Raw genomic sequence first — 6,859 nt, 5'->3', positions numbered from 1 at the left:
CACATGATGTACGTGCATGAGCCCTCGCGGGTCCAGCAGTCCGCTGACCTGGCAAACTTCGTGACAGAAAGCCGTCCATAATGGATTTCGCGCGTGATCGTTGATCATGCGCGTGGGACAAATATGGGACAGACCGTCCCAGGGCGCACAGCGGCCCCCGCTCCAACCCGAGCGGGGGCCGCCTCGTCGCCACATACGAACCAGCGCTCGCTGTGCATGTGGCTCAGGCGTCGATCTTCTCCGCCTTCACCACGTTGATGACGTAGCCCGCTGTGCGCGGTTGGTCGTCGCCTGATCGAATCATCGCTACGCTGGCGGTGCACCTTCTCGCGGAGGTCATCACGCCCCCGGCTGGCCCCCGGGGGCAATCCGCGAGAACCCCGACTCCGCGAATCGAGGGTGAGCATGGGTAGCTTCATCGAACCTGATCAACCGATCGGCGACCGGATCCGCCAACTGCGCGGCAGGCTCTACACGCAGCGAGAGCTCGCCGACAAGGCTGAGCTGTCCGTGGACCTGGTGCGCAAGCTCGAACAGGGCACCCGGACCACAGCCAGCGTCGCGAGCCTGCACAAGCTCGCCCGCGCCCTGGACGTCACGCTGGCCGACTTGATCGGTCCTGCCCGTATCCCGGATCAGGCGCCGCAAGAGGGCGCGGTGGAGTTGCGGCACGCTGTCACCGACCTCGATGACCTGATCGGACCACCGGCCGACATCGACCCGCTCGGCGTTGCCGACGCGCAGCGCGCTGAGGTGTACGCGTGGGGTATCTACTGGTCCGGTGACCACGACGCCGCGGCCGCGGCGCTGCCGAACTTGATCTACGGGCTGCGCGCCGGATACGTCACTGCGAACCTCGCCGACAAGCCACCGCTCGCCTACGCCCTGTCCCGCACCTTGTGGGCGGCCGGGTCAACGTTGATGCACCTCCGGCACAACGACGCCGCATCTGCGGCTACCCGGTGGGCGGTACGGCTCGCCACCGAGGGCAGCGATCCCTGGATGCACGCCACCGTCAAGGGCTCGTTGGCGTGGCAGCTGATGGTTTCCGGCCGCTACACCGAGTCGATGATGCTCACGGAACGCGCGGCGGCCGACATCGAGCCCGAGGGTTCTGCACCGGCCCCGCACCTGTCGGCCTACGGATCGCTGCTGATGCAGTCGGGCAACGCCGCAGCACGGGCCGGGAAGGCCGCAGCGGCGCGGGACTATCTCGACGCAGCCGCCGAGGTCGCCGGGCGACTCGGGGAGGACCGCAACGACTACAGCACGACATTTGGCCCGTCGCTGATCGCGATGCAGTCCGCCGATGTCCACATCGCGCTCGGCGACTACGACAGGGCGGTGGACGCCGCGGCGACGATGCCGAATCAAGGCGCTGCGCTGCCGACGATGGCGCACTGCCGCCACCTTGCCGACCGGGCGCTTGCCCACGTTCGTCTCGGTCAGCCCGAAACGGCGCTGCCGCTCATGGCCACAGCGGTGCAGTCGTCGCCGAACTGGGCCAAGCACCAGCAGTTGCCGAAGGTCGTCGTTCGCGAGCTGCTGCACACCACCAAGCAGCGATCGAGCGCACTTCGAAACCTCGCCTCGACGCTCGGTGTGAGCTGATCGGGTAGTAGGACAAAGCGTCATACCTGGCTGAAGATCACCGCTCTTACGTTCCAGGTATGAGCATGGTCGACAACCGCCCCACCAGCCCGCACATCCACCGGGTGTACTGGATGCCGGTACCCGACCAACAGGTACCGGCATCCGACGAGGCTGGCAACGGGGTTGGGGTGCGTGTTGGCACCCGTCATGCGTTCTGGGGTCGCCGCTGGGATGGCCAAGAGGCCGAGTGCCAGACGGTGTGCGGCAAGTGGGTCAACCTCGACGAATCGTCACCGCTGGACTGGATCACCATGCCCGAGTGCGGCGACTGCCGCGCCGAGATCCTGCGGGTCCGGGGCGAGGTGCGGTCATGACCGTGATCCTCGCTCGCCGCAGCGTCGGAAAAGAGTCCCAGCGAGCCGTGCACGCCTGGGCGGCTGATCAGCAGGGCGCCGTGGTGCGCGCGTTGTGCGGCGAAACAGCACGGGTTGATGATCTCGAACGCTGCGACCAAGTGGGTATGCCGTGCGATGAATGCGTCGTGATTGCCGCTGCCTTGGCCAGTGATGAACACCCACCCGCCCCGCAGCCGCAGCAGGCACCGGATGTGCCCTATGCAGTTGATTGGGACGACCCGTCCATTTGCCACGACGTGCCTGAGCTTCCCATCGTTGGCTCGCTGAACGGGCAGCCCGTCGTCGTCACCGCGTGCCGAAAGAGCGCCTGGCTCAGATCCGGCACGCCGTCAGGACAACGGTGCCCTGCGTGCCAGCGGAACCAAGATCGTGCCGAACTCGATGTCTGCGGGGCGAACCGATGATCGCTGCGGGGATCGCTCTCGGCCTGATTTGTGTCGTGCTGGCGTCCTGGTGGGCGGGGCGGCACTTCGGCGAGTTCGGCAAGCACGCGGGTGGGGGCGAAAGCGCGCTGACCGTTGAGCATCTGCTCGACCAGGCCGACGCTGAGGACGACGCCGGTGGTCGGCACCGACTGCGCGTGGTGATGCACGGTGACCTTGCCGACGACCTCGCGGTGGTGGAGACGCGATTGCTGCCACTCGTCGAGACCGGGTTGCCGTTCAACGATCCCGCCGCGATGGCGACGCGCAGTGGACGCTGCGCCAGCTCTACGCCGGGCTGCAGAAGTTGTAGAGCCCGGCGGGGATCCCGGCCTCGGCCCCTCCCTGGCCGGTGTTCCCGCCGTCCCAGTGCCCGAACGCTGCCCCCCAGGGCGGACGGGCACCCGGATGGCCGGGTGTGCGACGACCCCCGGCGCCACCCGGCCATCCTCCGCCCCCGGCGCGAACTGCCGATGGCGAGTGGGCCCGGTTTGTGGGGAAGTCCGGGTCTACGGCAGGGGTCGACGCGCGGCAGCGGCGCCGCAACCGACCCGAGCGCGCCGGGGGCGGTCCCCGAGGAAACCGCCCCGGTGCCGAACCCCCGAACGGCACCGGGGCACGCGGACCAACTGAGTTGGAATGGACGGACAGGGCAAGAGCGAGTTCGGAGGTTCACTGTGGACAACGGGATTTCGTTCGTGTGGCTGGAAATCACGGGGAAATGCCAACTGGAATGCACGCACTGCTACGCCGAGTCCGGGCCAGCTGGTGACCACGGTGCGATGCAGCTGGGCGACTGGCAGCGTGTCGTCGACCAGGCCGCCGAGCTTGGCGTGAGGATGGTGCAGTTCATCGGTGGTGAGCCGACCCTGAACCCGGCGTTACCGGCGCTGGTCAACCACGCGCTCGGCCGGGGTGTCGAGGTCGAGGTGTTCACCAACATGGTCAGCATCCACCCGGTGTTGTGGGACGTGTTCACCCAGCCCGGCGTGCGGCTGGCGACGTCGTACTACTCCACCGAGCCCGGCGAGCACGCCGCGATCACCCGGCGCCCGACCTACGAGCGGACCAGGGCCAACATCCGCGAGGCGCTGCGGCGCTCGATCCCGCTGCGTGCGGGAGTGGTGAACCTCTGGGAGGGGCAGCGCAGCGCCCAGGCGGTGGCCGAGCTGCGCGAGCTCGGGGTGACCGAGATCGGCAACGACCGGCTGCGCCAGTTCGGCCGGGGCGTGCGGACCGGCGCGGCCGGGCTGGATGGGCTATGCGGGCACTGCGGCGATGGCAAGATCGCGATCTCACCGACAGGGCAGGTGTGGCCGTGCGTGTTCTCCCGGTGGATGCCGGTGGGCAACGTGCGTGAACGTGCGCTCGCCGACATCCTGTCCGGGCCACGGGCGGGCGAGGTCGGCGAGACACTGCGCACCGCCTTCGCCGCCCGGCCGAGGTCGGCGTGCGATCCTCAGTGCGGGCCGAACTGTGGTCCGGCCTGCAACCCGTCGTGCTGGCCACAAGGCACCGGACCGTGCGGCCCCAACGGCGGGTGTATGCCGAACTACGACGCCTAGGAGTCCTGTTGTTCGTCCGGCGTGCCTACGTCAGGGAGGCGAACCGGCCCGGCCGCGCCGAGCGTGGCCAGTGGCCGTTCACGGTGCCGTGCGTCGCCGAGCTCGTCGACGAGGGGCTGCGGTTCGAGGCGCCGGTGACGTTCTTCGTCGGCGACAACGGCTCGGGCAAGTCCACGCTCGTCGAGGCGATCGCCGAGGGGTTCAAGCTGGACTCCTACGGCGGTCGCCTCGCCGCGTTGCGAGGGCGCCCGAATCCGACCAAGACCCCGCTCGGCGAGGTGCTGACGTTGGAGACCACCGCAGCCGGGTCGCGGATGCTCGGCGGTCCCCGCTCCCGCAAGCAGGGTTTTTTCCTGCGGGCTGAAACCGCGTTCCAGATGACCGAAAATCTCGGCGGGGTGCCGGGCTACTGGGAAGACAACACCGCGGAGATGTCGCACGGCGAGGGCTTCCTGGCGGTGTTCCGGTCGATGTTCGCCAAGCCCGGTTTCTACGTGATGGACGAGCCCGAGGCCGCGCTGTCGTTCACCTCGTGCCTGCGGCTGGTCGGGCTGATGCACGCACTCGGCAAGACCGGCGCGCAGGTGGTGTGCGCGACGCACTCACCGATCCTGGCCTCCACCCCTGGCGCAGACATCATCGAAGTGGGCGAGCACGGGTTCCGGCGGATCAAGTGGGACGAACTGGAACTCGTCGACCACTGGCGCCGCTACCTCGACAACCCGGACAGCTACCTCCGGCACATCATCGACTGATGGACCCGACCGCTGCCGAGGTCGCCGAGGCCGACCGCCAATTCTCCGAATGGATGCGCGGCAACCTCGACCGCGCCGCCGAACACTTCGGCGTGACGGTCGCGGCTGGCGAGCCGGTGTTCGGGTGGCGGCTGCGGTCGATCAGTGCCCCCGTGGACAGCCCGGACGGACACCGGTGGCTGCGGGTGGTGTCCGAGCAAATCCAATGGGCGCAGGGCGATTGGTGGACCGGTAACCGCGACGCCAACACCATCACCGGCATCCGCAAACCCCGCGTGCTCGACGCCGTCGAGTGGGAGATCCCCGAAGTCCGTCGGCAGCGCGCCGAGCTGATGACCCACGTCCCCGGCCGGCCGTGCTCGGGCACCGATGCTCTGCGGGCTGAGGTCGAGTTGCCTGCGGCGTGGTGGGCGGAGCTGCGGCGCAGCCTCGACGTGATCAGCTCGACCCCAACAGCGCGAATGCGCAAGGACGAACCCGCCATCCGCAAGGCCGTCCGCGATGCGCTCGGCCTGTCGATCGAGGTGTCCGAGTGGGAAACCGTGCACGGTGATCTGCACTGGGCGAACCTGCTGCAACCCGAGCTCGGCATCCTCGACTGGGAGCTGTGGGGGCGCGGCCCAGTCGGCACCGATGCGGCGTCGCTGTACTGCTACAGCCTCCTCGCGCCCCGCACCGCCGCGACCGTGTGGAACACCTTCGCCGACGTGCTCGACTCCCCGACCGGCACCACCGCACTGCTCTACGTCGCCGCCCGCCTGCTGCACCGCGTCGACATGGGCGACCACCCCGAACTCGCCGACCCACTCCGGCGCCTGGTCGACGAGCTCGAACCGTAGGCCGGAACGACGAACGCGCCCCACGTCGAACCCGATCAGGGTTACGACGTGGGGCGCCCGTCTGGGTGCCGATGCGGCGCCTGTATCACCAAGCTGGGGGGTAATGCAAATGTGCGTTGATTCGCCCGCCCGGTCTAGGTTGCGGATACGCGAGGAGTCTCGCTGACGTTCCATCTTCGCGTTACGTCCTGGGCCGCTCCCCGTCCAGGACGTAGGGCCCGATGTGGCGGGCCCACGTGGTTGTTCCGCTGCGCTCGGTCGCGCGCCGTTGGCTCGGGGGAACGACGCAGTCGAGGCGCCCCGCACCTGGTGTAGCGCGGCGGGGCGCCTCATCGCACCTTCCGGTGCGGGCGGCCCCGACAGTCACCCGCACCTGGCCCCCTTTGATCCCAGCAAAGCCCCCGACGCTCGCCCGTTTTGCGTAGGTCAGCGTCAACAAAGACCGTGCTGGTTACCGCTTGGTATGACAAGGGGCGCGGGCGTAGGTTGGGACTTTCAGCCCGCCCCGTGGTGCGTATGCCGCTGCTACCAAGGGAATTGCAGGGCGTGGAGGTGGTGGCTGCGATGGGAACCCTTGAAGAGCACCACAACGGCCAGCCGGACATTCCAGCTCCCCGTTGGAATGAGATCGCCAGGTCGTTCCTGGTGCCCGGCCACCCCGATGACGCGAACGCCGAGCTGCGGTCCTTGCGGGTGATGGACAACCTCGAACGCCTCCGCGAGCCCTTGAAGGGACTGGACCTCAGCAGCAGGGATCATGCGTTGCTGGCTTGGATCGCGGATCAGAACGACGACGTCGTCTCGGCCGCGGCTGATCTGCTGGCGCGTGCCCGCGTTACCAGTCCACGGACCGTTCAACAGGGCGAGCAGCTCGACCAGAGCGCATGAACGCGTAAACGACGAACGCGCCCCACGTCCGAACCCGATCAGGGCTCTGACGTGGGGCGTTGTTCTTTTCGGGCGGGTGCGTTGTGGCGTAGTCGGATCGCCTTGGCTGGCCGCACGCGGCCGGACATCCAGCAGGGGAAGTGCTTGACGAATACCCCTAGTTACAACGTGAATCTCTTTCGGGTGAGGGATCAGGTATGGTCACCGCCGTCACGACCCCCCTCCGTGACACTGCGGTGCCCGGCCTCAACCCCCAGCAGGCCGGGCACCCCACGAAAGCGCGCCCCCCCCCCCCGGAATGGGTGGGGGGGGGGGGTGGGTGAGTCGGTACGGGGAAGCCCCAGAACGTGGGGTGGTGCCGGCCAGGCAGGGTGGAGGGGA

At 68.4% G+C, this 6,859-nt stretch carries 7 protein-coding genes; all 7 read left to right on the top strand.

What is annotated here, in order from left to right:
• Positions 1–405 precede the first annotated feature (405 nt).
• Positions 406–1,611, top strand: a complete 1,206-nt coding sequence (locus ABTZ89_RS33210; protein ID WP_351052260.1) for a helix-turn-helix domain-containing protein — start codon at positions 406–408, stop codon at positions 1,609–1,611.
• Between the two features lie 59 nt (positions 1,612–1,670).
• Positions 1,671–1,967: a hypothetical protein gene (locus ABTZ89_RS33205; protein ID WP_351052257.1), complete on the top strand. Its 297-nt coding sequence runs from the start codon at positions 1,671–1,673 to the stop codon at positions 1,965–1,967.
• Positions 1,964–2,413, top strand: coding sequence for a hypothetical protein (locus ABTZ89_RS33200; RefSeq protein ID WP_351052254.1), 450 nt, complete (start codon positions 1,964–1,966; stop codon positions 2,411–2,413). Before ABTZ89_RS33205 ends, ABTZ89_RS33200 begins: the two co-directional genes overlap by 4 nt.
• A 695-nt stretch (positions 2,414–3,108) precedes the next feature.
• Positions 3,109–3,996, top strand: coding sequence for a radical SAM/SPASM domain-containing protein (locus tag ABTZ89_RS33195; protein ID WP_351052252.1), 888 nt, complete (start codon positions 3,109–3,111; stop codon positions 3,994–3,996).
• Between the two features lie 8 nt (positions 3,997–4,004).
• A complete protein-coding gene (locus tag ABTZ89_RS33190) occupies positions 4,005–4,751 on the top strand; it encodes an AAA family ATPase (protein WP_351052250.1) in 747 nt (248 codons plus the stop codon).
• The gene (locus ABTZ89_RS33185; RefSeq protein WP_351052247.1) at positions 4,751–5,590 is read left to right on the top strand and encodes an aminoglycoside phosphotransferase; all 840 of its coding nucleotides are present in this window, start codon (positions 4,751–4,753) and stop codon (positions 5,588–5,590) included. The genes ABTZ89_RS33190 and ABTZ89_RS33185 overlap by 1 nt, the downstream gene beginning before the upstream one ends.
• Before the next feature lie 546 nt (positions 5,591–6,136).
• Positions 6,137–6,478, top strand: a complete 342-nt coding sequence (locus tag ABTZ89_RS33180) for a hypothetical protein (protein ID WP_351052244.1) — start codon at positions 6,137–6,139, stop codon at positions 6,476–6,478.
• Positions 6,479–6,859 lie beyond the last annotated feature (381 nt).

Source organism: Saccharopolyspora sp. NPDC002686, from assembly GCF_040295745.1.
GTDB classification, from domain to species: domain Bacteria; phylum Actinomycetota; class Actinomycetes; order Mycobacteriales; family Pseudonocardiaceae; genus Saccharopolyspora; species Saccharopolyspora oryzae.
The sequence above is the reverse complement of the archived record's forward strand: the minus strand, read 5'-3'. Positions and strand labels throughout refer to the sequence as shown.

Coding starts and splice junctions, on each gene's coding strand:
- ABTZ89_RS33200 (WP_351052254.1), top strand. CDS start 1,964: ATGACCGTGATCCTCGCTCGCCGCAGCGTCGGAAAAGAGTCCCAGCGA.
- ABTZ89_RS33185 (WP_351052247.1), top strand. CDS start 4,751: ATGGACCCGACCGCTGCCGAGGTCGCCGAGGCCGACCGCCAATTCTCC.
- ABTZ89_RS33210 (WP_351052260.1), top strand. CDS start 406: ATGGGTAGCTTCATCGAACCTGATCAACCGATCGGCGACCGGATCCGC.
- ABTZ89_RS33205 (WP_351052257.1), top strand. CDS start 1,671: ATGAGCATGGTCGACAACCGCCCCACCAGCCCGCACATCCACCGGGTG.